This is a genomic window from Ancylobacter sp. IITR112 (genome assembly GCF_041415945.1).
In the GTDB taxonomy this organism is placed as follows: domain Bacteria; phylum Pseudomonadota; class Alphaproteobacteria; order Rhizobiales; family Xanthobacteraceae; genus Ancylobacter.
In genome coordinates, this window is record NZ_JBGCUS010000001.1 from 3,393,944 (window position 1) to 3,419,847 (window position 25,904).

Below are 25,904 nucleotides of genomic sequence, written 5' to 3' on the forward strand. Positions count from 1 at the left end.
GCGGCATCGTCGCGCCATCCGCTGCGGGGGTATCTTGAAACCTCTTGGGGTGTCGCTGCCGGAAGCCTAAGCTTCCCGGGTCGGTTAGCAGAGCCCGCGCGCCCCACGGCGCGTGGGGTTGACGAGGCGAGCGCCGCCTGGCGCCGGTTTGAACATGAGAGCGCACCCCGGTCCTCGACCGCGCGGCGCGCCGAAGGGGAAGGCGGGGAAGCCTGTTGGAGACGAGGCGCGGACTGGCAGGCGCGAGGCATGGCCACCTCACGGCGTTCGATCTCGGCGACGAGCCCCCGCTCGGCGTCGATGGCGATGCCGAAGAGCCGATCAACCGCCGCCGCATCTCCATTCGCTGGCTGATGGCGACGCTGCTCACCGGCATTTGCGGTGCGGCGCTCATGGGGGGGGCCGTCTACGCCGCGCTCGACGGCGAATACCGCTTCGCCCAGTCTCCGGAAACCGTACGCTCGGCGCTGCGCGGCACGCTCGCTGCAGGCGAGCGCCCCTCCAACGTCGCCCGCAAGGGCGACCGCATGTCGATCCTCTCCGAGAGCTTCAGCGCCAAACAGACGCTGCGCCTGTCGACCACCGTGAAGGATGGCGACCGCGAGGTCATCAAGGTCCGCGCTGTCACCAAAGTGGCGACCAATCTCGCCCAGAGCGTCACCGCCGCCTCCGTCGACGTGCCACGCTTCAACCCGGCCAAGCTGATCGCCGAATCGACCAGCGACGAAGCCGATGCGGTGCAGGCCGAGCCGACCGGCGACCTTACCATCGTGGTGCGCGACATCGCCAATCTTCCGCCCAGCGCGCGCTTTGCCGCCGAGCTGCCGATGGAAGACGTGCTGATGAAGGTGCGCGAGACGGCCGAATTCAGCGTGCCCACCGCCGACGCCCGCGCCCCGGCGCTCCCGGGCCTCGGCATCATGGCCTATGCGCCCGCCGGAGCCGCCGATCCGCTCAATGCGCTGCAGCAGCCCGAGAACGTCTCGGCCATCGACAAATCGGCCGATGACGCCTCGGGCGGCAATGACTGGTCCGAGCGCACCGTGGTGGCGAAGGCCGGCGACACGGTCGCCTCCATCCTCATAGACCTCGGCGTGCCGGAAGTCTCCGCCAATGGCGCGGCCCGGGCCTTCGGCACCCGCGAACTCTCCGGCACTCTCACCCCCGGCCTGCGGCTCAAGATTCTGCTCGACAACGCCACCGAGGGCGCGATGCCGCTGCGGGTCGCGGTGTTCGGCGAGAGCGGCCACCAGGGCACGGTGGCGCTGTCCGACAGCGGTACCTTCCTGCCCGTTCAGGAGGCCAGCGACACCCAGCTCGCCGATCTCGGGCCGGATGACGGCGACGAGGAAGGCGGCGGCGGGCGTATCACGCTCTATGACAGCATCTGGGAGACGGCGCTGCGCCATGAAGTGCCGCGCCCGGTCATCGAAAGCATGATCCGCGTCTATTCCTTCGATGTGGACTTCCAGCGGCGCGTGCGCGCCGGCGATTCGCTGGAAGTGCTGTACGAGCCGGACGAGGCGGGCGGCGCCGGCGGCGTGCTCTATGCCGGGCTCACCGTCGGCGGCGAGGAGCGGCGCTATTACCGCTACCAGACCCCGGATGACGGGCTGGTCGACTTCTATGACGATGCCGGCAAGAGCGCGAAGAAGTTCCTGGTGCGCAAGCCGCTCTCCGGCGGCCAGCTACGTTCCGGCTTCGGCATGCGCCGCCACCCGATCCTTGGCTATAGCCGCCTGCATTCGGGCGTCGACTGGGCCGACCGCACCGGCACGCCGATCTACGCCGCAGGCAATGGCGTGATCAAGAAAGCCGCCTGGACCTCCGGCTATGGCCGCCGCATCGAGATCCAGCACGCCAACGGCTATGTAACGACCTATTCGCACCAGTCCGGCTTCGCCAAGGGCATACGCGAGGGGGTGCGCGTGCGCCAGGGACAACTCATCGGCTATATCGGCTCCACCGGCCTCTCCACCGGCGCGCATCTGCATTACGAGGTGTTGGTGAACGGGCGCTTCGTTGACCCGATGCGCATCCGCCTGCCGCGCGGGCGGGCTCTGGACGGGCGCATTCTCGCCAGTTTCGAGAAGGAGCGCGCCACTATCGACGCGCTGCTCAACCACAGCAACGCCTCCCGCATCGCCGCCGGCGCGTCGGACGGCGCCGAGACAAACTGATGCTTGACGGTCCCCGCCTGCCGCCGCGCTCCGGCGGCCCGGCCACCTCGCTTGTCGTCCTGCTGCACGGCTATGGCGCGGACGGGCGCGACCTCATCGACCTCGGCGAAATCTGGGCGCCGCTGCTGCCCGGCGCAGCCTTTGTCTCGCCCCACGCCCCCGAGCCGCTCGCCGTCGCGCCGGTCGGGCGGCAATGGTTCGGCTATACTGAACGCAATGACCGCGAACGCTGGGCCGGCGTGCAGAGCGCCCATGCCGCGCTCGACGCTTTTCTCGACGCCGAGCTGGCCCGGCTGAATCTGCCCGGGTCCCGCGTCGCGCTGGTCGGCTTCAGCCAGGGCACGATGATGGCGCTGCACACCGGGCTGCGCCGTACCGTCGCGCCCGCCGGCATTGTCGGCTTCTCCGGCATCCATGTTGTGCCCCCGGAAGGCGCCACGCCAGCCTTTGCCTCCGACATCATCGCCCGGCCGCCGGTGCTGCTGATCCATGGCGACCTCGACCAGGTCATCCCGCCACTGGCGTTGCCGCGCGCGGTGGAAAGCCTGCAGCGGCAGGGGCTGGCCGTGCGCGCGCATCTCTCCAACGGCCTCGCCCACGGTATTGACGGGACCGGCCTCTCCCTCGCCGGCAGCTTCCTCACCGAAGTGCTGGCCTGAGGTCCGGCGCCGCGCCGCGATCTGGCGGCCGGCGCTTCACAAGACTGACACGCTCCCTATAGACTATGGCCGTGCGTCACGCGGCGCCGACTCAGCGACCGTGCTGGCGCTCCTGACAGGGAGCGAGTGTTGACGGCGACGTTGTCTCCGGGTGCCTGGCCTGCCCTCGTGCTCAACGCCGATTACCGGCCGCTGAGCTATTACCCTCTTTCGGTCTGGGCGTGGCAGGACGCCATCAAGGCGGTGTTCCTCGACCGGGTGAACATCGTCGAATATTACGAGCGGCAGGTCTCCAGCGCGACCTTCCAGATGCGGCTGCCGAGCGTCGTCTCGCTGAAGACCTTCATCCGCCCATCGCGCCAGCCGGCCTTCACCCGCTTCAATGTCTTCCTGCGCGACCGCTTCACCTGCCAGTACTGCGATTCGCGCGAAGACCTGACCTTCGACCACGTCATCCCACGCTCGCGCGGCGGGCAGACCACCTGGGAGAACGTCGTCGCCGCCTGCTCACCCTGCAATCTGCGCAAGGGCAGCCTGATGCCGGAAGCGGCACACATGATGCCGCGGCAGAAGCCCTATCAGCCAAGCGTGTTCGACCTGCACCAGAACGGCCGCCATTTCCCGCCGAATTACCTGCACGATAGCTGGATGGACTATCTCTACTGGGACACCGAGCTGGACCCGTGAGCCGGGCGGCCTGAAGCGCGCGGCCACTCACGCCTTCGCCGTCGCGCCCCACATCGCCACAACCACCAGCGCACCGGCGATGAAGGCATTATACCCGGCCAGCGACAGGCCGAGCAGGCGCCACGGCGCCTCGTCGCAGCGTACCACCCGCGCGCTCTGCAACTGCCCGAGCAGATCGCCGCCGCCGATCGCCGGCCCGGCGCCGGAGCAGGTTTCCGGGCCGGCCCAGAAGCCCCACTCCACCCCGGCATGATAGGCCGCGAGAAAGGCGCCGAGCGCCATCAGCATGCCGGCCAGCGCCAGCGCCACCCGCGCCGGCCCTTCCTTGCCGAGCACCGCGCAGAAAGCGCCGATCAACGCCACCGGCACGCCGACATAATAGGGAATGCGCTGTTCGAGACAGAGCGGGCACGGCGCCAGCCCGACCACGAGCTGGAAATACCATGCCCCGGCGAGCGTGCCGGCGCCGATGGCGGCGACCACCAGTGCGGCGGTGAGCTGACGGTTGCGCACCGCACGGCGGGCATCGGCGGATGAGGCGGTCGCGGTCATGGCGCGTCACTCGTTCTGGCAGGCCTCGCAAGGGCGGCAGTGGCCATTACTAGCCGCTCGTCCGGCCGGCGCAAATGGGGCCGAATATCACGTCTGCCGGATGCGGGGGCGGTGCGCCGCCCCGTGACCGGCGCACCGTGCCACGCGACACCCTACGCCGGGAACACTCGCCCATGGCCGAACTTGTGGAAAGGAGAGGCGAGGAGAACGGCGGCTCTGGCGCGCGCGCGTCTGTCGTTCGGCCGACGCAGAAGGCTGGCATTTTCGTTTCCCCTGAAACCACGAGCCGCCGCGCCTCTCGCCTTGCGAGTGAGGCTGGCTGACGGCGGAAGGCTCCAGCCTGCGGCAGCCACCGCCAGCAACAGAATTGAGTGTCCCTATGCGCGTCGCGATGATCGGTACGGGTTATGTCGGCCTGGTCTCTGGCACCTGCTTTTCCGACTTTGGCCACGACGTTACCTGCGTCGACACCGATCTTTCCAAGATCGAGCGGCTGAAGGCCGGCATCATGCCGATCTTCGAGCCGGGGCTGGATGATCTCGTCGCCCGCAACGTGGCCGGGGGGCGGCTGCACTTCACCACCGATCTGCCCGCCGCCGTGGCCGGTGCCGAGGTCGTGTTCATCGCGGTCGGCACGCCCTCGCGCCGCGGCGACGGCCATGCCGACCTGTCCTATGTCCACGCCGCCGCCCGCGAGATCGCCCGCGCCGCCACCGGCTTCACCGTCGTCGTCACCAAATCGACCGTGCCTGTCGGGACGGGCGCCGATCTCGAGGCGATCATCCGCGAGGAAGCGCCGGACGCCGACATCGCCGTCGTCTCCAATCCGGAATTCCTGCGCGAGGGCGCCGCCATCGAGGACTTCAAGCGGCCGGACCGCATCGTGGTCGGCACCGGCGACCCGCGCGCCCGCGAGGTCATGGCCGCGCTCTATCGTCCGCTTTCGCTCAACGCCGCGCCGCTGCTGTTCACCGAGCGGGCCAATGCCGAGCTGATCAAATACGCCAGCAATGCCTTCCTCGCGATGAAGATCACCTTCATCAACGAAATGGCCGATCTGTGCGAGAAGGTCGGCGGCGACGTGCAGGAAGTGGCGCGCGGCATCGGGCTCGACCGTCGCATCGGCCCGAAATTCCTGCATGCCGGGCCGGGTTATGGCGGCTCCTGCTTTCCCAAGGACACGCTGGCCCTCGCCCGCACCGCGCAGGAAGCCGGCACGCCGCTGCGCCTGATCGAGACCGTCACCACGCTGAACGACACCCGCAAGGCGGCGATGGGCCGCCGGGTACTGGAAGCGCTGAGCGTGCCCCCGCGCGGCGCCACCGTCGCCGTGCTCGGCCTCACCTTCAAGCCCAACACCGACGACATGCGCGACAGCCCGGCGATCAACATCGTGCAGTCGCTGGTCGACCGCGGGGTGAGGATCCGCGCCTATGATCCCGTCGGGATGGAGGAGGCGCGCAAGGTTCTGCCCGACGGCATCCATTATGCGAGCGGCCCCTATGAGTGCGCCGAGGGCGCGGACGCTCTCGTCATCGTCACCGAATGGGATGCCTTCCGTGCCCTCGACCTCAACCGGCTGAAGGCGCAGTTGCGCAGCCCCATCGTCGTCGATCTGCGCAACATCTACCCGCCCGAAGACCTGATCCGCCGCGGCTTCACCTATGTCGGCATCGGCCGCGCCGACACCGCCCGGAGTTGAGGCCGGAACAGCAGCGGCCCCGCCGCGTTCCCTCCTCAACCCATACGCCGACAGGTGGCACGATTGTCGCGCCGTCCTCGGCCATGGAAAGCGACGGGAGGAAGCGGACGGCGTGAGCATCCGGGACAGACGCGCGCTATGGAGCGCAGCCCTCAGCGGCGCGGCGATCGGGGCTTTTGCCGGCGCGGCGCTTCGGACGCCCCGCCGCGAGGGAGGTGACGACGACCCCACAGGCCTGTCGGCGCGGCTCGAACCCCAGCGGGGGCGCGCAGCCGCGCAGCCAATGGAAATTCCGGCGCGGGGCTGGCGCGACATCCTGCTGCGCACGGCCAAGGCGTTCTTCGCCAACCGCGTGCTCGGCCTGTCGGCCGGCGTCACCTTCTATGCCCTTCTCGCCACCTTCCCGGCCCTGGCGGCCATCATCTCGCTCTACGGACTGTTCCTCAATCCGGCAACGATTCAGGGCCAGCTCGAAGCGGCGGCCTGGCTGCTGCCGTCGGGCGCCATCGAGGTGCTGCGCGACCAGATCCTGCGCCTGACCGCCACGGAGACCGCCAGTCTCGGCTGGCGGTTTCTCTTCAGCCTGGGGGCGGCGCTATGGAGCGCCAATGCCGCGACCAAGGCGATGATCGAGGCGCTGAACATCGTCTATGAGGAGGAGGAGCGACGCTCCTTCCTCCGCCTGACACTGGTCACGCTCACTTTCACGCTGGGGGCGGTGCTCTTCGCCGTTATCGCCCTTGCTGCGGTGGTGGTACTGCCGCTTGTGCTGAACGTGCTCCGGCTTCCTTCCGGCACGGAACGGCTGATCTCGCTGCTGCGCTGGCCGACGCTGGCGGTGATCGTCGCCCTCCTCATCACCGTGGTCTACCGGTTCGGCCCCTCGCGGGAGCGGCCGCAATGGAAATGGGTGAGCCTCGGCAGCGCTGTCGCCGCCGTGCTGTGGCTCGCCACCTCGGCCGGCTTCTCCTGGTATGTGAGCCATTACGCCTCCTATGAGCAGACCTATGGCTCGCTGGGGGCAGTGATCGGCTTCATGGTGTGGATCTGGCTGTCCATGTCGGTGCTGCTGCTGGGCGGGGAGTTGAACGCCGAGATCGAGCATCAGACAGCGCTAGACACCACCACTGGAGCGCCCCAGCCCATCGGCCAGCGCGGCGCGCATATGGCGGACACGGTCGGGGCCGCGCAGGACTGAGCGCATGGCGGCGCTCAGAGCACGATCATCCGGTCCGGCAGTTCATTGGCGTCGCCCGCGCCGGGCGGCACATGCCGGGCAAGGATGCGCCCCGCCGCCGCCACGCCCTCGACCAGCCCGTCGCCGAGCCGTCCCGCGCGAGCCCCGGCGAGCACCGCGCCGCAAACCCCCTCCCAGGCTTCATGCCCCACCCGGGCGTGGATCGCCTCGTCGGCGACGACTTCAACGAGATGATCGGCCGGCGCCACCAGGATCAGCACACCGGTGCGCCCGCGGGTCTGATGAATCCCGAGGCTCAGGAATTGATCGACCGCGGCCGCCCGGCCGGCTTCCTCGCGGGCGAAGCGCGGTACGGTGAACGCGCCGAGCGGGGTGAAGACCAGGGCCGCGCCCACCGCCACGAAGGCGCAAGCCTGCAGCGAAAGCAGCATCGGCGTGTCGAGCGCGGTGAACAGGGCAAGCGGCCAAGGCAGCACCAGCGCCAGCAGCGCCGCCCACATCAGCGCGTAGAAAGCCGGGCTGACCAGCGGCCGGGTGAGCACGACGACGCGGATTTCGCCCGCCGTGCCGGCTTCCGCCGTCTGGATCGCAGCAGCGACGGCCGCCTGTTCCAGTTCACTCAAACCGCCCGCCATCACCAGCTCCCCGAGGCGCCACCGCCGCCGGAGGAGCCGCCCCCGCCGGAAAAACCGCCGCCGCCGCCACCGCTGGACCAGCCGCTGCCGCCCCGCCGCGACCAGTCCCAGCCGGCGGCGCCGCCGGTGAGCGCGCCCGCGCCGCGCCGCCCGCGCGTTCGCAAATGGCCGGATTTGGCCTGACGGTAGAACACATAGGCCCAGAAGGCGATCATCAGCACGATGAAGACGAGATGCGCCCAATCCTCCGCGCTCATCTCCGGTTCGGCGCCGGTGCTGGCTCTTGCCTTCGCCTCTTCGGGGTCGAGATTGAGCACCTCGATGACGGCGCCCGCCCCCTTCTCGATACCGCCGGCAAAGTCGCCCTCGCGGAAGGCGGGGAGGATCGCCGTCTGGATGATGGTGCTGGCCACCGCATCGGGTAGAACACCCTCCAACCCATAGCCGGTCTCGATCCGCACCCGCCGCTCATTGGGCGCGACCAGCAGCAGCACGCCATTGTTCTTGTCGGCCTGGCCGAGCTTCCAGAACCGGAACAGGCGGTTGGCGTAATCCTCGACCGATGTGCCCTCAAGCGATGGCACGGTGGCGACGACGAACTGGTCGGTGCTGCGCGCCTCCTGCGCGGCGAGCTTCGCCTCCAGCGCTGCGCGGGCGTCGGGGGTCAGCACCTGCGCGGCATCAACGACGCGGCCGGACAGGGCGGGAAAGGTGAGTTCCGCCCGCGCCCCGCCCATGCCCAGCGCGAGGCCGGCGAACACCAGCCCCACCAGCAGCCAGAGCGCGGCGGCGCGGCGCAGAGGCGAAGACGCGAGGACCCGCATGGTCAGTTGAACTTCACCTGGGGCGCCTTCATCTGCTCTTCCGAGATGGTGAAGGTCTCCATCGGCTTGCTGCTGCGATAGAGCGTGCTCGCCCACAGGACGCCGGGGAAGGTGCGCAGCTCGGTATTATAGACCCGCACCGCCTCGATATAATCGCGCCGCGCGACGGCGATGCGGTTCTCCGTGCCTTCGATCTGCGCCTGCAGGGCGAGGAAGTTCTGGTTCGCCTTCAGATCGGGGTAGGCTTCTGACACCGCGATCAGCCGGCCGAGCGCGCCGGAAAGCTGCGCCTGCGCCTGCTGGAACTGCTTGAACTGTTCGGGATCGGTAATGGTGGAGGCGTCGACCTTGATCGAGGTCGCCTGCGCCCGGGCCTGCGTCACCTGGGTCAGCACGTCGCTTTCGTGCTGGGCATAGCCCTTGACCGTCTCGACGAGATTGGGAATCAGCTCGGCCCGGCGCTGATACTGGTTCAGCACGTCGCTCCACGCCGCCTTCGCCTTTTCCTCATTGGTGGGAATGTTGTTCACCCCACACCCGGCCAAGCCGGTGGCGAGCATCACCAGAAGCAACGGCGCCAGCAGGCGGCGGGACATCCCCGACAGGCGGGAGAGAATCAGCATCACGGGGCCCTTTCAGCAGCACGCGCAGCGGCGCCGGCTGAATATAGAGCGGAGCGGGGCCGACTTCACCACCTGGTCAGGATTTATCGCCGCGCTCGCCAAGCACGTTGAAGGCGATCATCATCGACACGGCGATGCCCACGACCAGCAGGGCCGAGGTAAGGGGAATGGGGAGAAAGCCGAGAGCGCTCATGGCGACAGGTCCAGTCAGAGAGGCGCTTGATATCGGCGCGCCAGCCCGCTTTGGGATGACGCTCATCCATGCGGGCAAGCCATTGATGAATTGCAAAAATGACCGTCCCGCGGCGGATTTTTCACCGGCCCGCGACCTCTTGCCGTCAGGACGGTGATGTCACCAGCTTCAGCTCGCTCAGTTCCGGAGCGGTGAAGTAGAACATCTCTTGCGGCGGGGTCTCCATGGCGCTGATCCACACCCGCGGATCGACGCCCATCTCCACCAGATGACGCTGCGCCTCGGCGGAAACGCGCTGCGCCTGCGCCATGCCCTCGGCGCCGTCGAGGCGCGGCGCGCCGGGCGGCAGCGCGGCGAACACCTGATGCACCCCGATCGCGGCGCCGGGAAGAGCCGTGCGCGTGACTCCGGAGGCGAAGATGAGCGGGCAGGACGAGGCGCACAATCCCTTCGCCTCGACGCGCGTGTCGAGCCCACGGGCGCGGATCGCCCTGCCCATCGTCAGAGCGTCGGACACCGAGCCGCCCGGCGAGTTCAGCACCACCGTCTTCACATAGGAGCCGCGCTTGTCGAGTTCGGCGGCGAAGCGTTCCGCCGTACCGGGCGTGAGGGTTCCGGTCGCTTCCAGCCGGCCATCGGCCAGCAATTCGAGGGTCATCGGCTGGCGCAGCGCGCTGTCGGGCGACCGGCCGGGCCGGTCCTCGCCCGGTGGCTTCACGCCGGGGCGAGCGGAGGGCAGATAGGGCACGGCCGGCACCTCTGCTGGCACGGCTCCGGGGCGCAGGGGCGGCGCCGGCTTGCGCTCGTGGAAATCCCACACCACAACCGCCACCGCCAGTACCAGCAGGGTGCGCAACACGGCGCGCAGCAGGGTTTCGTCCGGACGCTCGCCCAGCGCGCGGCGCCAGAGCGGGCGTGGCGGCAGGGCGGGGGATGGCGGGGCGGGAGCCTCCAAGGGCTCAGTCCTTCTTGGCACGGCCAGCCGGCAGCGGCGTGACCGTCGCGGCGGGCGAGAGCTCGGCCATCACCGCCTCGAACGCATCGGCCTCCTCAACCGACCGCCGCTCCTCGCCGACCTGCCGCGCCAGCCGCAGAGCGGCGATGAGCTGTGCCGCCGACATCGTTTCCGCCTCCGCCGGCGCATCTTCGCGCCGTATGGCCGCGTGCACCACGCACAGGATCAGCACCAGCACCGCCGGCAGCAGGTCGATGGAGATCGCGCCTGCCCAGCTGGGCAGGAAGTCGCCGGCATAGCGCACCACCGCCTCGGCGGTGGAGAGCGGCTGGAAGCGCGCGGGTTCCACCGTTCCGGTACCGATGATCTTGTCGGCAGCCTGGGAGAGCGCGCTCGCCTGCGCCTGCACCGCCTTTTCCACGCTGCCGACGACGGTGTTCTGGCGCCCGGCGAGATCGGCAGTGCGGCCATCGGCGGCGGGAGCGATGAAGCCGGTGACGAGATCATCTGCCGCCCGCCGCACCGCCGGAGCCATCGAGGTCTGTTCCAGCGAGGCGATGGTGCCGATCAGCGCCAGCGCCTCCGCGCCGAAGGCATCCGAGCGCGCCTTGATATCGCCCTGGCCAGAGACGAGTTCGCGCATGCGCGCGATCTGCGCGCTGCCCTCGGCATAGAACGCCTTTGCCCGCTCCCCGCTCGCCGCCACTTCGCGGCCGAGATCGTCGAGCTGGCTCGACATCTGGCTGAGCAGTTGCACCACCGTGCCGGAGCCGCCGGTGCCGGTGAGCGCACCGCCGCGCTCCGCCTCGGCGAGGCGGGCGAAGCGGGTGGAGGCGAGCTGGATATCGGGCAGAAGGCTCTGGGCGCCGAGCGCGCGGTTATGCGCCGTGTCGAGGTCGCGCGTATAGTTCTGCACCGTCACCGCGAGGTGCTGTTCGATCGCCGCCGCGCCCGCCAACGCGGCGGCATTCAGCCAGGACGACATGGCGATGATCATCAGCGAGCCGAGCAGCATCGCCGCCGTCAGCCACAGCCGGCTGGCGACATCGCGCACATGGGGCAGGAAGCGCAGCAGGAAGGACCAGAAGGCATAGATCGCGACCGAGACCGCGCTGGAATAGATGAGCGCGGCAAAGAGGGTCATCACGGGCGGACCGTCGAGCAGTTCGCGCACGCCGAGATAGGTGTAGACGCCGGAGGCGAGGGCGAGCACGGCGAGCGTGAGGCGCATCGTCACGTCGAGCCCGGACACGCCGTCGCGCAGAGCCGAAACCATTCAGGAGAACTTTCGCCGAGAGAGGTTCCCGTGATTTTGCCGGGCTTTACGCCGGCAATGTGACGCAGAGGCAAGGGATCGCGTGCGCCAGGCGTCACAGCTCCGTGACCGGCCGGACCAGGTTGAGCGGAAGCGCAACGACGTGGACGCCAAGGGCGCCCAGGGCCTTTTCAACGTTGGAACCAACGCTTGGCAGAGCGTGCGCCGCATTGGATAGCGCCGCTCTAGCTAAAGACGATTATTTCATGGAGAAGACCTGGTGGAGCCGAGGGGATTTGAACCCCTGACCTCTGCAGTGCGATTGCAGCGCTCTCCCAACTGAGCTACGGCCCCAAGCCTCAGGCCGCGCCTTGTACGTTCGCCGCCGGGGCCGTGTCAAGGCGCCACCGCGCGGTTCGCGCACGGGGCTGTGAATCAGGGTTGCCGCGATGCAGCGGCAGCATTAAGCATCGTGGCGGACGGCGCTTTGGCGGCTTGTCCGAACCGGGGAATCGCCGGGTCGGCCAGGGCCTCCAGTGTGACCCTGTCACGTCCGCGCCGTGCTCCCGCCCCCGTTCCGAGGCTGCCGATGTATTCGCTTCTCTGGCTGTTCGACACCCTGATCACGCTTTATGTCTGGATTCTCATCGCCTCGGCCATTCTGTCCTGGCTGGTGGTGTTCAACGTGGTCAACGCGCACAACCCCATCGTCCGCAGCATCGGCGAGTTCCTGTGGCGGGTGACCGAGCCGGTGCTGGCGCCGCTGCGCCGCGTGCTGCCCAATCTCGGCGGCATTGATGTCTCGCCGGTGATCCTGATCATCCTGCTCTATTTTGTCCGCAACCTCGTGTTCGAGCTCGTCGCCGGCTCGTGAGCGGTTCGGCCGGTTCCACCCTTCCCTGGACACTGACGGCGGAGGGCGTGACCGTCACGGTCCGCGCCACCCCGCGCGGAGGGCGCGACGCCATTGACGGCATCGTCGAGCTGGGCGATGGGCGCCGCGCGCTGAAAGCGCGGGTCAGTGTCGCCGCCGAGGACGGCAAGGCCAATGCGGCACTAGCGAAGCTGCTGGCGAAAGCGGCCGGCATCGCGCCCTCTCGGGTGGAGTTGGTCGCCGGCGCGACCGGACGGACCAAGAGCTTCCGGCTGAGTGGCGATGCGGGGGAAATTGCCGCGCGTCTGGTATGCCTCGCGGATGAGAAAGCCGCCGGCACCACCTAGGCCACGGGAGAAATAGGCCACGCGACAGACCCGGCAGATCGTTCGCTGGGCGTCAGGCGTTCCAGCCGAAGGCCAGCTTCTCCAAAGCCTTGCCGCCGAAGGTCTCGGTCGAGCGGGCGACGCCCAGACCACCCATGGCGCGGTAGAATCCCAGCGCCGGCTCATTGGCCGCCAGCGCCCACACCGCCATCCCGTCAAATCCGGCGCTGGCGAGTTCCTTGCGCGCGTCCTCGAAGAGCCGGCGACCAAAGCCCAGCCCCTGATATTCCGGCCGCAGATACAGCTCGTAAATCTCACCTTCGAAGGGCAGCCCGCGCGCACGATTGCGGCCCAGATTGGCATAGCCGGCCACCGCGTCGCCGAAGGTCAGCACGATGACGCGCGAACCGCGCCTCAGTGCGGTGTGCCACCAGGCGGGGCCGCGCCGCTGGATCATCTTTTCCAGTTCGGCGCCGGGGATGAGGCCGCGATAGGCCACCCGCCATGCCGTATCATGGATATCGGCAATGTCGCCTGCATCGGCCAGGCGCGCCCGGCGTGTCTCGACGAGAAGCGTGCTCATGGGCTGATGGGAGCAAATGCGCCGGGCGGGATCAAGGTCTTTCCGCATCGTCGGGGCGATCGTTCCACCGGAGCGTGGCGCGCGTGCCACGCTCTTGAAACGTTAAAAGGGCCTGTCCGCGCGCGCGGACAGGCCCTGTCGGCCCTGCAATGGCGGAAGCGTCAGACGCCCTCGGATTCCTTGCGGCGCTCCTCGCGCTTGCGCTCGTTCGGATCTAGCAGGCGCTTGCGCAGGCGGATCGACTTCGGCGTCACCTCGACCAGTTCGTCATCCTGAATCCACGCCAGCGCCCGCTCCAGCGTCATGCGGATCGGCGGGGTCAGGCGCACCGCCTCGTCCTTCGAGGTAGTGCGGATGTTGGTGAGCTTCTTGCCTTTGAGAACATTCACCTCGAGGTCGTTGTCGCGGGTGTGGATGCCGATCAGCATGCCCTGATAGACCTTCCAGCCCGGCTCGATCATCATCGGGCCGCGATCTTCGAGGTTCCACAGCGCATAGGCCACCGCCTCGCCCGCCTCATTGGCGATGAGCACGCCATTGGTACGGCCGGCGATTTCGCCCTTATAGGGCGCATATTCGTGGAACAGCCGGTTCATGATGGCCGTGCCGCGCGTATCGGTCAGCAGTTCCGACTGGTAGCCGATGAGGCCGCGGGTGGGAGCGTAGAAGACGAGGCGGACACGGTTGCCGCCCGACGGCTTCATCTCCACCATCTCGGCGCGGCGCTCGGACATCTTCTGCACGACGACGCCGGAATATTCCTCGTCCACGTCGATCAGCACTTCCTCGATCGGCTCCAGCGTCTCGCCGGTCGCCTCATCCTTGGAGAACACGACGCGGGGGCGCGAAACGGCGAGCTCGAATCCCTCGCGGCGCATGGTCTCGATCAGCACCGCGAGTTGGAGTTCGCCGCGGCCGGAGACGAAGAAGGAATCCTTCTCGGTCGATTCCTCGATCTTCAGCGCCACATTGCCTTCCGCCTCACGCAGCAGGCGGTCGCGGATGACGCGGCTGGTCACCTTGTCGCCCTCGGTGCCGGCGAGCGGCGAATCGTTGACGATGAACGTCATGGTGACGGTGGGCGGGTCGATCGGCTGCGCTTTGAGCGGCGTGTCGACCGAGAGGTCGCAGAAGGTGTCGGCCACCGTGCCCTTTTGCAGGCCGGCAATGGCCACGATGTCCCCGGCGACGCCTTCCTCGATCGGCTGGCGCTCAATGCCACGGAAGGCGAGGATCTTGGAAATGCGCCCCTGCTCGACCAGCGAACCGTCCTGCGCCAGCACCTTCACCGACTGGTTCGGCTTGATCGAGCCCGAGGTGATGCGCCCGGTGATCATACGGCCGAGGAAGGGGTTGGCTTCGAGCAGGGTGCCGATCATCTTGAACGGGGCCTCCTCGACCGTCGGCTCCGGTACATGCTTGAGCACGAGGTCGAACAGCGGCGCCATGCCCTGGTCCTGCGGCCCCTCCGGCGAGTGCGCCATCCAGCCATTGCGGCCGGACCCGTAGAGAATGGGGAAGTCGAGCTGCTCGTCGGTGGCGTCGAGCGCGGCGAAGAGGTCGAACACCTCGTTGATGACTTCCTGCGCGCGAGCGTCCTGGCGGTCAACCTTGTTGATCGCCACGATGGGGCGCAGGCCGACTTTCAGCGCCTTGCCGACCACGAATTTGGTCTGCGGCATCGGCCCTTCAGCCGCGTCCACCAGCACGATGGCACCGTCCACCATGTTGAGGATGCGCTCCACCTCGCCGCCGAAATCCGCGTGGCCAGGCGTGTCGACAATGTTGATCCGGGTGTCCTTCCAGACCACCGAGGTGGCCTTGGCGAGGATGGTGATGCCGCGCTCCTTTTCGAGATCGTTCGAATCCATCACACGCTCGGCGACGCGCTGATTCTCACGATAGGAGCCGGACTGCTTCAGCAGTTCGTCCACCAGCGTGGTCTTGCCGTGGTCGACGTGGGCGATGATGGCGATGTTGCGCAGCTTCATATGAAAACACCAAAAAGCGGGCCCGAAGGGGTTTCGGACCCGCATGAATTTTGCGGCGCACTATACCCACAAAGCCCGCGAGATCAACGCCGGAAGCCGCCAGCCCCGCCGGAAGAGCCGAAAAAGCGCCCCGCAACGCGCGCTAATGGTCGCGCCGGAGCTCCCACAGGCGGCGGATTTGCGCCGGCTTGAGGATCTCGCCCTCGCCCGTGCGCAGCCACGCCACCTCGCGATGGGACGGCGACTGGGTCATGGCGAACGCCACCGCATCCTCCACCGTCTCGAACTCATAGGACTCAGGCCATTTATCGGGAGCATCGACCGTGTGGGAGGGCGGCCAATACTGCAGCCGGACGGGCTCGTGATCGGACATCATGAACCATCTCCTCGGCGCGCCAGTGATTTTCGAGCAGGCGCGCGCCCATGCGCGCAAGAACGGGGCGCGACGCTTGGGCCAACGCTGCTGCCGGGCAAAGGTTCCCCGCGTGGCGTCGCATGCCCATGGCTTGAAGCGCGCCGGGCCGGCCCCACCTTGGTGCTGTAAGACACAGGAGTGGGCCATGGTGCAGGACAACCGCAAGGACAATCGCAAGCCGGGCGACCCGGAATATACCGAGGCGGAAATCGACGAGACCGTCGAAGAGACTTTCCCCGCCAGCGATCCGCCGGCGCTCGGCGGCATCACCGGCGATGTTCCCCCCTCCGATGGCGGCGTGCCGGGCGGAACGCAGGTGATCACGCCGGATAAGCGCGACGCCAGCAAGGTCGAGGCCGACGAGGCGGAGATCGACGAAGCGCTGGAGGAAAGTTTCCCTGCCAGCGACCCGCCTGCCTTCACCGGCGTCACCGGGGTGAAGGAAGCCGACTGACGCCCACCCGTTCTGTCAGGCGCCCGGCCGCACGGGCGGGCTGCGCTTCGCCCACGGGCCGAAGCGGGCCTCCGGCTGGGCGGCGCGCAGCATCATCATCTCGCCGACATTCTCCGGCGAGAGCAGGCCGACCAGCCGCCCGCCGGCATCCACCACGCCGACCACCGGCGCCGCCCGCTGGGTGAGCAGCGCCAGCGCCCGGTCGAGCGGCGTTCGCGTCCCGACGGTCGGCACCTCCGCCATCGCCTCCAGCACCGGGGCCCCCGGGCCTTTCGCCTGCAGCGCGTGAATCATCGCGTCGCGGGTGAGCACCCCGCGCAGATGCTCAGCGCCGTCGACGATGGGGAACTCCTTCTGCGTGGTGCGGATCAGCGCTTCCGCCGCCTCGCCGACACTGGCGGTCGGTCCCAGCGTCTCGAACTGGGTGATCATCGCGTCTTCCACCAGCAACCCCTGCGCCACTTGCTTCATCTGCACCTGCCCCGCCTCCCCGGAGGCGGCAAGGAAGACGAAGACGGCGATGATGATCAGCATCGGGTTGCCGAAAATGCCGAGCACGCCGAGGCCGATGGCGAGGCCCTGGCCGATGGAGGCGGCCATCTGCGTCGCCTGCGCGTGGCTCATCCGCATCGCCAGCAACGCCCGCAGCACCCGCCCGCCATCCATGGGGAAGGCGGGAATGAGGTTGAAGACCACGAGGAAGATGTTGGCTGCCGCGAGCTTCGCCAGCAGGCTGACCTGCGGGTTCTCGATGCTCTCAATATGCTCGACGCCGACATTGCCGCCGAGGAAGAGCAGCAGCACGGCGGCGATCACCACATTCACCGCCGGCCCCGCCAGCGCCACCACCAGCTCTTCCGACGGCTTTTCCGGGATACGCTCCAGCCGGGCGATGCCACCGAAGGGCCAGAGCGTGACCTCGGGCGTCTTCACCCCATAGCGCCGCGCCGCGAAGATGTGGCCGAACTCGTGCAACAGCACGCACAGGAACAGAAGCGCCACGAAGGCCACCCCGTCCCACGCCGCCCCGGCCCCACCGCGCTGGTAATAGGCGACCCAGATCCAGGCGAGAAACAGAAGGAAGGTCACGTGGATGCGGACGGCAGTGCCGTAGACGTAACCGACGGTGAGCGACCAGGCCATGAGCGTCTCCTTGTGGTGCCGTCCCCTACCATAGCCGGCCCGCCGCCGCATGACAGCGCACCGCCATGCCGGCCGGCGGCGGGCCATGGCCGGGGGCGCGGCAGGAACCAGCCTCGCACCTGGCGGGTTCTGCCTTTGAAACCGAGGAGGCCTTCAATGGACGAGAAGACGACTGCCCAAGCCATCGACCGCGTGTGGGAGATGATGGCGGATATGCGCATCTGCATGCTGGTCACCCGCGAGGGGGAGACGCTGCGCGCCCGCCCGATGGATGCCCATCCCTCGCGCGAGGAAGGCTGCATCTGGTTCCTTTCCGACCGTCGCGGCCACAAGGATGAGGAATTGGAGCGAGACCCGCAGGCGGCCCTCACCTTCGCCAAGCCGGGCGACAGCACCTATCTCTCGGTTTCCGGCCAGGCCGAGGTGTCGAACGACCGCGCCAAGATCGACGAATTGTGGAGCGACATGAACAAGGCGTTCTGGCCCCAGGGCAAGACCGATCCGAATATCTGCGTCGTGCGCTTCCTGCCCGAACAGGCGGAATATTGGGACGGCCCGTCCAACTCGATCGGCGTGCTGTTCAAGATGATGAGCGCGCGTCTTTCCGGCTCGCCCACCGATCTCGGCGAGAACCGCAAGGTGCCGCTGGACTGATCAAGCCGCGAGAGTTCAGGCGGCGCGCACCTGTTCGCGCGCCGTCTTCACGTCGCGCACCGGCGAGGCGCCGAACAGGCGTCCATATTCGCGGGTGAACTGCGACACGCTTTCATAGCCGACGGCGAAAGCCGCGCTGCTGGCGGAAGCGCCTTCCGCCGTCATGAGCCGGCGCGCCTCAATGAGCCGCAACTGCTTCTGAAACTGCAGCGGCGACAGCGAGGTGACGGCGCGGAAATGCTGGTGGAAGGTTGAAGGGCTCATGCCTGCGGCCTCCGCCAGCCGGGCCACCGGCACCGGGCTGGCGTAGTCGGTTCGCAGCAGCGCCACCGCTCGGCCGATGCGCTGGGCGTGGCTGTCCGGCCAGCCGAGACGGCGAATGGCGGCACCGTGCCGGCCGGCGAGCAGCCAGTAATGCATCTCGCGGATCAGCGACGCCTGCAGCACCGGCAGCGCCGCCGGACGGTCGAGCAGGTGGAGCAGCCGCAAAGCCGCGCCCGCCACCTCCGCATCGGTGGGATCGACCCGCACGGGCTCCGCGGTGCCGGCAACGGCCGGCCCCATTTCGCGCACCAGTTCGGCGACAATGGCGAGGTCGAGTTCCAGCACCAGCGACACATAGGGCGTGGTGTGGCTCGCCATGGTGATCTGGCTGACGATCGGCACATCGGCGCTGATCAGCAGCGATTCGCCGGCGCGCAGGCTGAAGTCGCGCACACCCAGCGTCACCTGCTTGGCGCCCTGCACGACGAGGCAGACCAGCGGACGGGCAATGGCGTGGCTCATGCCGGAAGGCTCGGCCACACGAAAGGACATGACGCCGGGGATCGGCGTCGTCGCGATGCCGTTGGCGTCGGCGTGCCGCCGGCCGTGCCGGTCCAGTATGTCGAGCAGCGTGGTCATGCCGTCATCATAGCTCAGCACGCGGCAGGGAAAACCGTTTTCGGAGGATCAGGCAAAAACCCGCGTCGATCCGGCAACCGCCGAACCCGGCAGTGCAGCATATTTGGTTCACCTCAATGACAGGAGACGGATCATGACGATCACCCTCATCACCGGCGGCAGCCGTGGCCTTGGCCGCAACACCGCGCTCAGCGTCGCCCGTCGCGGCGGCGACGTGGTCTTCACCTATCACAGCCGCGCCGAGGACGCGCAGGCCGTGGTCGCCGAGATCGAGACGCTCGGCCGCAAGGCGGTCGCGCTCCAGCTCGACACCGGCAACATCGCCACTTTCCCCGCTTTCGCGGAAAAGCTGCGCGCCGCGCTGCGCGAGGTCTGGGGCCGCGACAGCGTCGACCACCTCGTCAACAATGCCGGCCATGGCGACTATGCGTCCATCGCCGAGACCACCGAAGCGCAGTTCGACCGGCTGGTCGACGTGCATCTGAAAGGTGTGTTCTTCCTCACCCAGACGCTGCTGCCGCTGATCGCCGACGGCGGGCGCATCGTCAATTTCTCCTCCGGCCTTACCCGCTTCGCCTATCCCGGCTATGCCGCCTATGCGGCGATGAAGGGCGCGGTGGAGGTGCTCACGCGCTATATGGCGAAGGAACTCGGCCCGCGCGGCATCGCCGTCAACACGGTGGCGCCGGGGGCGATCGAGACGGATTTCGGCGGCGGCGCGGTGCGCGACAATGCGGAGATCAACAAGCAACTGGCCGGCATCACCGCGCTCGGCCGCGTCGGCGTGCCGGACGATATCGGCCCGATGGTGGCGAGCCTCCTGTCGCCCGACAATCGCTGGGTCACCGCCCAGCGGATCGAAGTGTCGGGCGGTCAGGCGATCTGAGGGGGATCCTGGCAAAGAGGCCGGGCGGGGTTCCCCGCCCGGCGCTCGGCGATCAGCCCCGGACCTTGCGGTCGCGATTGGCCAGTGTGCGCAGGCGGAGCGCATTCAGCTTGATGAAGCCGGCGGCGTCGCGGTGGTCATAGGCCACTGCGCCTTCCTCGAAGGTCACGAGGTCCTGATTGTAGAGCGAATAGGGCGAGGAGCGGCCGACCACCTCGACATTGCCCTTGTAGAGCTTGAGCCGCACCTCGCCGGTGACGAATTCCTGGCTCTTGTCGATCAGCGCCTGCAGCATCTCGCGCTCGGGCGAGAACCAGAAGCCGTAATAGATCAGCTCCGCATAGCGGGGCATGATGTCGTCCTTCAGATGCGCCGCGCCGCGATCGAGCGTAATGCTCTCAATGCCGCGATGCGCCTGCAGAAGGATGGTGCCGCCCGGCGTCTCGTAGACGCCACGCGACTTCATGCCGACGAAGCGATTCTCCACAAGGTCGAGCCGGCCGATGCCGTTGGCCTTGCCGAGTTCGTTCAGCCGGGTGAGCAGCGTCGCTGGCGAGAGCGCCTCCCCGTCAATGGAGACGGCGTCGCCCTTCTCGAAGCCGATGGTGATGTAGGTCGGCTTGTCCGGCGCCGTCTCGGGCGAGATGGTGCGCTGATAGACATATTCCGGCGCTTCCTCGGCCGGGTCTTCCAGCACCTTGCCCTCGGAGGAGGAGTGCAGCAGGTTGGCGTCGACCGAGAACGGTGCTTCGCCGCGCTTGTCCTTGGCGATCGGAATCTGGTGCGCCTCGGCAAATTCGAGCAGGCGCGTGCGCGAGGTCAGGTCCCATTCGCGCCACGGGGCGATCACCTTGATCTCCGGCTCCAGCGCGTAATAGGAGAGCTCGAAGCGCACCTGGTCGTTGCCCTTGCCGGTGGCGCCATGAGCCACGGCGTCGGCACCGACCTTGCGGGCAATCTCGATCTGCTTCTTGGAAATCAGCGGCCGGGCGATGGAGGTGCCGAGCAGATACAGCCCCTCATACAGCGCATTGGCGCGGAACATCGGGAAGACGTAGTCGGCGACGAATTCCTCGCGCACATCCTCGATGAAGATGTTCTCGGGCTTGATGCCGAGGAGTTCGGCCTTCTTGCGCGCCGGCTCCAGTTCCTCGCCCTGTCCCAGGTCGGCGGTGAAGGTCACCACCTCACAGCCATAGGTGGTCTGCAGCCATTTGAGGATGACCGAGGTGTCGAGACCGCCCGAATAGGCGAGCACCACCTTCTTCACATCGTTCGCCATATCACGTTCCGCAGGAAAGGAGCCGAGCCCGAAAGGGCGCGCGGACTATAGGCATGGCGCGAGAGGACGCAAGCGCGGCGACGGTTACTCGGCTGCGGCGGGCATCCGCCAGCCCGGCCTGCGCAGGCCGGAAAGGCGCCCAGCGGCCAGGCGAATGGCGGCGGTGACATCGGCAAGGCCCAACCAGATGGCCCTGCGCGCCCCATCCGTCCATGCCCGCAGCGCCAGCCCCGCCTGCGCCAGCGCGCGGCGAGCCTCCTCGTCCCTGATCCCGCGCGCATCGAGGAGAAGGCGGCGCAGGCCGAGCATGAGCAGAACCGAGCCGCTGCCGCCGAGCAGCACGTCCGAAAGCCAGTGGCCGCCAAAGGCGACGCGCATCACGCCAATGAGCAGGGTGAAGAGGGCCGCGGCGCCGATGGCCAGCGGCCGCACGGTCGAAGCGGCAAGTGTCGCCGCGCCGACCAGCATCGTCGCCGCCGAGGTCTCGCCCGACATGAAGGAACAACTGCCCCGGCAAGGGCCCGAACTGTCCCACCAGGGTTTGAACGCTTGCGTGCCGCCAAACTCCGCCACATGCACCGGACGCGGCCGGCCCCAATTCTGCTTGAAGCCCGCATTGACAATGAGGGCGGGCACCACCAGCGCGATGACGATCAGGAAGACGGCGGCGCTCGGCCGCATCGGCATCGGACGTGCCGGCCGGACCAGCGCCAGCAGCAGCGAGACTGTCGCCGCGATCCAGACGGCATGCGGCAGATACATGCCGCAGGCGCGCAGCGCCCGTCCCCATTCCGTCGCGGCGACCGGAAAGCGCCGGATGCTCGCGTCGAAGAACAGACGGCTCACCTCCTGGTCGAGGCCGGGAAAGAGGCCGAGAAGCAATGCGGAAACGAGCGCCGTCGCTGCCGCGACACGCAGTGTGATCGGCATTTGACACCCCCGAACCCGGCCCCCCGGGTGCATGGGCCGCTGAACGAGGCCCGCATGCAAAGATCGGATCGGCAGGCGACGACCGCGTGACGCGGTGGTAACGGGACAATGTTTGCGGCTGCCGTGGCCTGCGGGCCACGCTTGGAGCAATTCCCGCAAAAGCGCAGCGCGGTCTTGCGAAAGGAATTGCGTATAATCAGTGAGTTAGAGCATTTCCGGTGAATGTGAATTCACCGGAAATGCTCTAGTGCGGGTTGCCCGGCGCGGCCGGCGGAAGCGGGGAAGCCGGCAGCGGCGCCGCCACCGGCCCGGCGCGTAGCGTCTTCCAGAAGCCGGCATTCCAGCCCGCCACCAGCCAATAGGCGAGCCCCCCGGCGAAACCGGCCGCGACGACGTAGAGATCGCCGTCGAACGGCACCGGCACCTCGGCATAAGGCGCGAAGACGGACGCCGCCAGCCAGGACGACACCGCGCCATTCGCCACATGGAAAATCCAGGAGCGCACCGCGAAGGCTTCGGCGAACAGGATGCCGATGAGCGCCACCGCCCACATGGCCAGCACCACCATCATCAGCAGATAGCCCGCCGCCGCCAGCGAATCATAAAGCGCGATCGCCTCCACATCGACATTGCCGGCGAGCACGTCGCCGATCCGCCAATAGCCGAACAGGATCACCAGAAAGGAGGCGATGAAGCCGCAGATCATACCGAGCGGCACGATGATGAAGCGGAGCAGCAGGCGCAGCAGATTATCCATGGCCGGCCCCTATTCCGCTGCCGCCGCCATTGCCCGCAGGGCGAGGCGCTCGCGGGCGGAGAGCTTTTCCGTCTCGCTCTTCAACTGGCCGCAGGCGGCGAGGATGTCGCGGCCGCGCGGCGTGCGCACCGGGCTGGAATAGCCGGCGCGGAACACGATGTCGGAGAACTGCTCGATCGTTTCCCAGTCCGAGCACTCATATCTGGTGCCCGGCCACGGGTTGAACGGGATGAGGTTGATCTTGGCGGGAATGCCGGCCAGGAGCCGCACCAGCGCCTTGGCGTCGGCGGGGCTGTCGTTCACCCCCTTCAGCATGACGTACTCAAAGGTGATGCGCTTGGCATTCGACGCCGCCGGATAGGTGCGGCACGCCTCCAGCAGATCCTTCAGCGGGTATTTCTTGTTGATCGGCACCAGCACGTCGCGCAGCTCGTCGCGCACGGCGTGCAGCGAGATGGCGAGCATCGGCCCGACCTCGCGCCCCAGCTTCTCGATCTCCGGCACCACGCCCGAGGTGGACACGGTGATGCGCCTCTTGCCGATGCCGAGCCCCTCGCCATCGGCCAGCACCTCGATCGCCTTGGCGACGGAATCATAGGCGTAGAGCGGCTCGCCCATGCCCATGAACACGATGTTGGTCACCAGCCGGTCGCCCTCGGTGGGAAGGCCGGGACCCGTAGCCCGCTCGCGGCCGGGATAGTCGCCCAGCCGGTCGCGCGCCACCATCACCTGCGCCACGATCTCGGCCGCCGTGAGGTTGCGCACCAGGCGCTGCGTTCCGGTGTGGCAGAAGGAGCAGTTGAGCGTGCAGCCGACCTGGGAGGAAACGCACAGCGTCCCGCGGTCGCTTTCGGGGATATAGACCATCTCGACATCGTGCGGCTTGTCACCGGCAATGTCGGGGGGCAGACGCAGCAGCCATTTGCGGGTGCCGTCATTCGACACTTGCTCGACCACCACCTCGGGCCGGTCCAGCGTGAAGGCATGGCCAAGCTTCTCGCGCAGCCCCTTGCCGACATTGGTCATCTCGTCGAAGGACAGCGCCCCGCGCAGATAGATCCAGTGCCAGAGCTGGGCGACGCGCATCTTGCGCTCGCGCTCGGGCACGCCGATCTCGGCCAGCGCGTCGGCGAGGCCAGCGCGGTCGAGCCCGGCGAGGGAGCGGCGCGTCTCGTGGCGGGCGATCTCTAAGGGAGCACGCGCCCCGGCGGCGGAGGCCGCTGTGGTGTCGATCAGGTTCATATCGCTATCGAAGATGTCCGTTTGCGCGCCTCATAGCACAGCACGGCCAGCGAGGCGAATGGGCGCAGCGCCTTGCGGCCATGCGGGGCGGCGGAAACAACCGGGACGCGGCTCCTCCAGTGGGATGGCCGGGGAGATTCCTTCACTTCAGCGGCACCCAGATGTCGATGACGAGGTCGTCCTCGGGCGTGTTTCGCGGATCGGAGCGGTATTCCTCGACATAGAGGTCCTGCGCTTCCAGGTCCTTGGCGTCGAGCAGGTTGGCGATCTGCTCATAGGTGGGGTCCATCGCGTCGTAGGGCCCGCGATGGGTGAAGCGCAGCGCCCGGCCGGCGGGCGAGGCGGAAAACATCATGCCGTTCTGCGGCTTGTCGGTCGTCGCCCCCTCGAACGGTACCGCCGCCTCGAAATCGAAGCCGAGATCGTCGGTCGCGGTGTAGATGATGAAGGAGGCGCCGTTGGGCTTCAGCTTCAGCCGCGCCATCTCGGCGTCAATCTGCTTCAGCGCCGCGACGATGGTCCTGAAGGCGTCATCCCAGTTCGCATGGCCCGCCTTCATCAGCACCGGCACCGGCTTCATCACCGATTCCTCGCCAAACCCGTCGGGCCGCGTCATCGGGTCCGGCGCGGGGGCGACATTCTGCGTCTCCACCGCGCGCGGATCGACCATGGGCGGCGCCACCATGCCGTCATCGTCGAGCGGCGCGGCATCCGGCGCGGCGGGCTCCACCTCACCGGGAGCGCTCGCCGGGGGAGAGGTCGGAGGAGAGGCCGCGTCCTGCGCCCGCACGGTGGCGGGCAGCGCCAGCCCGGCCAGAAGCATCGTCAGCACGAGAAGCCGGCGCGGCAGGCGGGCGGAAAAGATCACCATCATGGTCGATTCACCGGAAAAAAGGCGCGACGCCAGAGCACGGCGGGGATGAGGCTGCGATGGCACGATTCCTAGCATTCCGCACCCCTGCCCGCGACGGCCCAGCCGGCAGGGCGGTGCGGTTCCCCGGCCCCTGTCGCCGCGCCGCGACACCTGATCGGGTATGCCCGATAAGTCTGGCCAAGCCGCGGCGCTTCACCATATAAGGGCCGGCATGCTCCTCACCCGGCGGCGATCCGCCGCCTGCCGCGAAACCGGGTCCATGGCCGCGCTGGAAAACCGTCCCTTCGTCAAGATGAACGGCCTCGGCAACGAGATCGTCGTGCTGGACCTGCGCGACGCTCCGCTGGCCGTGCCGCCGGAAGAGGCGCGCGCCCTCGCCCGGCCGCAGGCGCTGCCCTTCGACCAGATCATGGCGCTCTACCCGCCGCGGACCGAAGGCACACAGGCCTTCGTTCGCATCATCAATGCCGACGGCTCGGAATCCGGTGCCTGCGGCAATGGCACGCGCTGCATCGCGTTGTATGAGTCCGGCCGCACCGGCACGCACGACATGGTGTTCGAAAGCGCCGCCGGACCGCTCGCCTGCAATATCGCGCCCGACGGCATAACGGTGGATATGGGCATGCCGCGCTTTGGCTGGCACGACATTCCCCTCGCCGGCCCGGTCAGTGATACCCGCGCCATCGAATTGCAGGCCGGGCCGGCGGACGCGCCGGTGCTGCGGGCGCCTGCCGTGGTCAATGTCGGCAACCCGCACGCCATCTTCTGGGTGGAGGACATCAACGCGGTCGACCTCGCTCTTCTGGGGCCGGAACTGGAACACCATCCGATCTTCCCGGAACGGGCCAACATCTCCGCCGCGCAGGTGCTCTCGCCCGATCACATCGTGCTGAAGGTATGGGAGCGCGGCGTGGGCCTCACCCGCGCCTGCGGGACGGCCGCCTGCGCCGCCGCGGTCTGCGCCGCGCGGCTCGGCCTCACCGGCCGGCGCGTCACCATCAGCCTGCCCGGCGGCGATCTCGTCATCGACTGGCGCGAGAGCGACGACCACATATTGATGACCGGCCCCGCCGAATTCGAGTTCGACGGCCGGCTCACCGCCGCCATGCTCGGCGATGCCGCGTGAC

General features: G+C 68.0%; 27 protein-coding genes and 1 tRNA gene. 11 read left to right on the forward strand and 17 right to left on the reverse strand.

Annotated features, from left to right (window positions below):
* The first annotated feature begins 215 nt into the window (after nt 1-215).
* The 3 genes from AAC979_RS16145 (at nt 216) to AAC979_RS16155 (ending at nt 3,526) form a co-directional block, all read left to right on the forward strand.
* Nucleotides 216-2,180 (forward strand): M23 family metallopeptidase, encoded by a 1,965-nt coding sequence (locus AAC979_RS16145; protein WP_371347901.1) that lies wholly within the window; start codon nt 216-218, stop codon nt 2,178-2,180.
* Nucleotides 2,180-2,839: an alpha/beta hydrolase gene (locus tag AAC979_RS16150; RefSeq protein ID WP_371347902.1), complete on the forward strand. Its 660-nt coding sequence runs from the start codon at nt 2,180-2,182 to the stop codon at nt 2,837-2,839. The genes AAC979_RS16145 and AAC979_RS16150 overlap by 1 nt, the downstream gene beginning before the upstream one ends.
* 129 nt (nt 2,840-2,968) lie before the next feature.
* The gene (locus tag AAC979_RS16155; RefSeq protein ID WP_371347904.1) at nt 2,969-3,526 is read left to right on the forward strand and encodes an HNH endonuclease; all 558 of its coding nucleotides are present in this window, start codon (nt 2,969-2,971) and stop codon (nt 3,524-3,526) included.
* A 27-nt stretch (nt 3,527-3,553) separates the two neighbouring features.
* Here AAC979_RS16155 and AAC979_RS16160 read toward each other — a convergent pair whose 3' ends face one another.
* Nucleotides 3,554-4,078 carry a disulfide bond formation protein B gene (locus tag AAC979_RS16160; protein ID WP_371347906.1) on the reverse strand — a complete coding sequence of 175 codons (525 nt, stop codon included), beginning with the start codon at nt 4,076-4,078 and terminating at the stop codon, nt 3,554-3,556.
* Nucleotides 4,079-4,457: 379 nt separating this feature from the next.
* Here AAC979_RS16160 and AAC979_RS16165 point away from each other — a divergent pair, with 379 nt between their 5' ends.
* Complete coding sequence (locus AAC979_RS16165; protein WP_371347908.1) at nt 4,458-5,780, forward strand: UDP-glucose/GDP-mannose dehydrogenase family protein; 1,323 nt, start codon at nt 4,458-4,460, stop codon at nt 5,778-5,780.
* 283 nt (nt 5,781-6,063) lie between these two features.
* Nucleotides 6,064-6,978, forward strand: coding sequence for a YihY/virulence factor BrkB family protein (locus AAC979_RS16170; RefSeq protein WP_371347910.1), 915 nt, complete (start codon nt 6,064-6,066; stop codon nt 6,976-6,978).
* Between the two features lie 14 nt (nt 6,979-6,992).
* On the opposite strand, the gene AAC979_RS16175 is transcribed toward AAC979_RS16170, so the two are convergent.
* From AAC979_RS16175 to AAC979_RS16200, 6 genes are all read right to left on the reverse strand, one after another.
* Nucleotides 6,993-7,613: a TPM domain-containing protein gene (locus AAC979_RS16175; protein ID WP_371347911.1), complete on the reverse strand. Its 621-nt coding sequence runs from the start codon at nt 7,611-7,613 to the stop codon at nt 6,993-6,995.
* Nucleotides 7,613-8,437: a YgcG family protein gene (locus AAC979_RS16180; protein WP_371347913.1), complete on the reverse strand. Its 825-nt coding sequence runs from the start codon at nt 8,435-8,437 to the stop codon at nt 7,613-7,615. Before AAC979_RS16180 ends, AAC979_RS16175 begins: the two co-directional genes overlap by 1 nt.
* A 2-nt stretch (nt 8,438-8,439) precedes the next feature.
* Complete coding sequence (locus AAC979_RS16185; RefSeq protein ID WP_371349081.1) at nt 8,440-9,060, reverse strand: LemA family protein; 621 nt, start codon at nt 9,058-9,060, stop codon at nt 8,440-8,442.
* A 338-nt stretch (nt 9,061-9,398) separates the two neighbouring features.
* Nucleotides 9,399-10,208 (reverse strand): ATP-dependent Clp protease proteolytic subunit, encoded by an 810-nt coding sequence (locus AAC979_RS16190; protein WP_371347914.1) that lies wholly within the window; start codon nt 10,206-10,208, stop codon nt 9,399-9,401.
* A gap of 4 nt (nt 10,209-10,212) precedes the next feature.
* The gene (locus AAC979_RS16195; protein ID WP_371347915.1) at nt 10,213-11,484 is read right to left on the reverse strand and encodes a hypothetical protein; all 1,272 of its coding nucleotides are present in this window, start codon (nt 11,482-11,484) and stop codon (nt 10,213-10,215) included.
* A 257-nt stretch (nt 11,485-11,741) separates the two neighbouring features.
* A tRNA-Ala gene (locus AAC979_RS16200) sits at nt 11,742-11,817 on the reverse strand.
* A gap of 235 nt (nt 11,818-12,052) precedes the next feature.
* Between AAC979_RS16200 and AAC979_RS16205 the strand changes: the two genes are divergently transcribed.
* Together AAC979_RS16205 and AAC979_RS16210 are read left to right on the forward strand one after the other, a co-directional pair.
* Nucleotides 12,053-12,337 carry a YggT family protein gene (locus AAC979_RS16205; RefSeq protein WP_371347917.1) on the forward strand — a complete coding sequence of 95 codons (285 nt, stop codon included), beginning with the start codon at nt 12,053-12,055 and terminating at the stop codon, nt 12,335-12,337.
* Entirely contained in the window at nt 12,334-12,684 is a 351-nt protein-coding gene (locus tag AAC979_RS16210; protein WP_371347918.1) for a DUF167 family protein, read from the forward strand. The genes AAC979_RS16205 and AAC979_RS16210 overlap by 4 nt, the downstream gene beginning before the upstream one ends.
* Nucleotides 12,685-12,736: 52 nt before the next feature.
* Here AAC979_RS16210 and AAC979_RS16215 read toward each other — a convergent pair whose 3' ends face one another.
* The 3 genes from AAC979_RS16215 to AAC979_RS16225 all read right to left on the reverse strand — a co-directional run bounded on the left by AAC979_RS16215 (nt 12,737) and on the right by AAC979_RS16225 (nt 15,613).
* Nucleotides 12,737-13,246 carry an N-acetyltransferase family protein gene (locus AAC979_RS16215; protein ID WP_371347920.1) on the reverse strand — a complete coding sequence of 170 codons (510 nt, stop codon included), beginning with the start codon at nt 13,244-13,246 and terminating at the stop codon, nt 12,737-12,739.
* A 161-nt stretch (nt 13,247-13,407) separates the two neighbouring features.
* On the reverse strand, nt 13,408-15,237 hold the full coding sequence (gene typA, locus AAC979_RS16220) for a translational GTPase TypA (protein ID WP_371347921.1): 1,830 nt from the start codon (nt 15,235-15,237) through the stop codon (nt 13,408-13,410).
* Between the two features lie 142 nt (nt 15,238-15,379).
* The gene (locus AAC979_RS16225; RefSeq protein ID WP_371347923.1) at nt 15,380-15,613 is read right to left on the reverse strand and encodes a hypothetical protein; all 234 of its coding nucleotides are present in this window, start codon (nt 15,611-15,613) and stop codon (nt 15,380-15,382) included.
* 184 nt (nt 15,614-15,797) lie between these two features.
* Between AAC979_RS16225 and AAC979_RS16230 the strand changes: the two genes are divergently transcribed.
* Entirely contained in the window at nt 15,798-16,106 is a 309-nt protein-coding gene (locus tag AAC979_RS16230) for a hypothetical protein (protein WP_371347925.1), read from the forward strand.
* Between the two features lie 15 nt (nt 16,107-16,121).
* Here the strand turns inward: AAC979_RS16230 and AAC979_RS16235 are convergent, their stop codons facing one another.
* Nucleotides 16,122-17,249, reverse strand: a complete 1,128-nt coding sequence (locus AAC979_RS16235; protein WP_371347926.1) for a site-2 protease family protein — start codon at nt 17,247-17,249, stop codon at nt 16,122-16,124.
* 156 nt (nt 17,250-17,405) lie between these two features.
* Between AAC979_RS16235 and AAC979_RS16240 the strand changes: the two genes are divergently transcribed.
* Complete coding sequence (locus tag AAC979_RS16240; protein ID WP_371347928.1) at nt 17,406-17,903, forward strand: pyridoxamine 5'-phosphate oxidase family protein; 498 nt, start codon at nt 17,406-17,408, stop codon at nt 17,901-17,903.
* Between the two features lie 15 nt (nt 17,904-17,918).
* Here the strand turns inward: AAC979_RS16240 and AAC979_RS16245 are convergent, their stop codons facing one another.
* Nucleotides 17,919-18,806: an AraC family transcriptional regulator N-terminal domain-containing protein gene (locus tag AAC979_RS16245; protein ID WP_371347930.1), complete on the reverse strand. Its 888-nt coding sequence runs from the start codon at nt 18,804-18,806 to the stop codon at nt 17,919-17,921.
* A gap of 133 nt (nt 18,807-18,939) precedes the next feature.
* Between AAC979_RS16245 and AAC979_RS16250 the strand changes: the two genes are divergently transcribed.
* Complete coding sequence (locus tag AAC979_RS16250) at nt 18,940-19,692, forward strand: SDR family NAD(P)-dependent oxidoreductase (protein WP_371347932.1); 753 nt, start codon at nt 18,940-18,942, stop codon at nt 19,690-19,692.
* A gap of 52 nt (nt 19,693-19,744) precedes the next feature.
* Here AAC979_RS16250 and AAC979_RS16255 read toward each other — a convergent pair whose 3' ends face one another.
* The 5 genes from AAC979_RS16255 to AAC979_RS16275 form a co-directional block, all read right to left on the reverse strand.
* A complete protein-coding gene (locus AAC979_RS16255; protein ID WP_371347934.1) occupies nt 19,745-20,974 on the reverse strand; it encodes an argininosuccinate synthase in 1,230 nt (409 codons plus the stop codon).
* An 84-nt stretch (nt 20,975-21,058) separates the two neighbouring features.
* Nucleotides 21,059-21,904, reverse strand: a complete 846-nt coding sequence (locus AAC979_RS16260) for a phosphatase PAP2 family protein (protein ID WP_371347935.1) — start codon at nt 21,902-21,904, stop codon at nt 21,059-21,061.
* 244 nt (nt 21,905-22,148) lie between these two features.
* Nucleotides 22,149-22,661 (reverse strand): hypothetical protein, encoded by a 513-nt coding sequence (locus tag AAC979_RS16265; protein ID WP_371347937.1) that lies wholly within the window; start codon nt 22,659-22,661, stop codon nt 22,149-22,151.
* A gap of 9 nt (nt 22,662-22,670) precedes the next feature.
* Nucleotides 22,671-23,903, reverse strand: a complete 1,233-nt coding sequence (gene rlmN / locus AAC979_RS16270) for a 23S rRNA (adenine(2503)-C(2))-methyltransferase RlmN (RefSeq protein ID WP_371347939.1) — start codon at nt 23,901-23,903, stop codon at nt 22,671-22,673.
* 142 nt (nt 23,904-24,045) lie between these two features.
* Nucleotides 24,046-24,777 carry a GyrI-like domain-containing protein gene (locus AAC979_RS16275; protein ID WP_371347940.1) on the reverse strand — a complete coding sequence of 244 codons (732 nt, stop codon included), beginning with the start codon at nt 24,775-24,777 and terminating at the stop codon, nt 24,046-24,048.
* Between the two features lie 259 nt (nt 24,778-25,036).
* On the opposite strand from AAC979_RS16275, the gene dapF reads away from it, so the two are divergent.
* Nucleotides 25,037-25,903 carry a diaminopimelate epimerase gene (gene dapF / locus AAC979_RS16280; RefSeq protein ID WP_371347942.1) on the forward strand — a complete coding sequence of 289 codons (867 nt, stop codon included), beginning with the start codon at nt 25,037-25,039 and terminating at the stop codon, nt 25,901-25,903.
* Nucleotide 25,904: the final 1 nt, after the last annotated feature.